This window comes from Corallococcus sp. AB018 (genome assembly GCF_003986945.1).
GTDB lineage: Bacteria > Myxococcota > Myxococcia > Myxococcales > Myxococcaceae > Corallococcus > Corallococcus exiguus.
Genome location: NZ_RAWR01000457.1, coordinates 1 through 1,030, shown reverse-complemented (window position 1 = coordinate 1,030; position 1,030 = coordinate 1). Strand labels below are relative to the sequence as shown.

At 71.9% G+C, this 1,030-nt stretch carries 1 protein-coding gene; it reads left to right on the top strand.

The genetic code is table 11. The annotated features are described in order from the left end of the window. Positions 1-112 precede the first annotated feature (112 nt). On the top strand, positions 113-1,030 hold a 918-nt coding region (locus tag D7Y11_RS42675; RefSeq protein ID WP_148139294.1), incomplete at its 3' end, for a metallophosphoesterase.

Sequence of the window (1,030 nt, the reverse complement as noted above, 5' to 3'; positions counted from 1 at the left end):
GTCTGAAGGGGCGCGTGCTGGTGACGGAGCGCTGGGGCGTGGCGGCGGAGGCGCAGGCGGGTGGCGCGCTGATGGGGCGGGTGTCGCTGGTGTACGCGGTGGGAGGTGACACGTGAGCGGAGGACTTCGTGCACTGGGTGCGCTGGGCCTGACGGCGGCGCTGCTGTCCACAAGCTGCGTGCGCCCCAGCGAGGACCGCGCGGTGCGGGACACGCGCGTGGGCCAGGCGGAAGCGGACGCGCTGACGGTGGAGGTGGAGGGCGGGCTCGCGTCGGTGCGGACGCTGGCGTCGGGGACGCTGGAGTTGTGGGGGCAGGCGCCGGTGTTCACCACGAAAGTCACCGCGGGCGCGGACGCGCGGACGGACTGGCTGTTCATGGTGCACAACGCGATGCCGGACGCGGTGCTGGACGCCGTGGACGAAGCGGGCACGCCGCTGACGGTGGTGGCGATGCCGGACGCGCACCCGACGGTGAAGGCGTGGCGCGTGGCCCTGCGGCCGGGGACGTCGATGCGGCTGACGGTGGCGCCGCCGGACTGGGACGTGCGCGAGCCGTTCCGGTTCGCGGCGCTGGCGGACGTGCAGGAGGCGCTGTCGAAGGTGGGGGATGTCTACGCGCGGCTGAACCAGGACCCCACGTTGCGCTTCATCTTCTTCGCGGGGGACCTGACGGAGTACGGGACGCGCGAGCAGCTGGAGGAGTTCCAGCAGCGGCTGGAGGCGGGCTCGCGGATTCCCCTGTTCGCGACGCTGGGCAACCACGAGACCTTCACGGACGACGCGCGCGAGTACCAGCGGCTGGTGGGCCGTGGCAGCCAGCACTTCACCTTCCATGGCGTGCACTTCAGCCTGGTGGACTCCGGCAGCAGCACGGTGGATCCGATGGTGGAGGAGGCGCTGGACGATTGGTTGGAGGAGGCGCGAGACGCGGTGCACGTGGTGGCGATGCACATCCCGCCGTTGGATCCGATTGGGGTCCGGGGTGGAGGCTTCGCGGTGCGCAACGAGGCGGCGGGGCTCGTGGGGAAG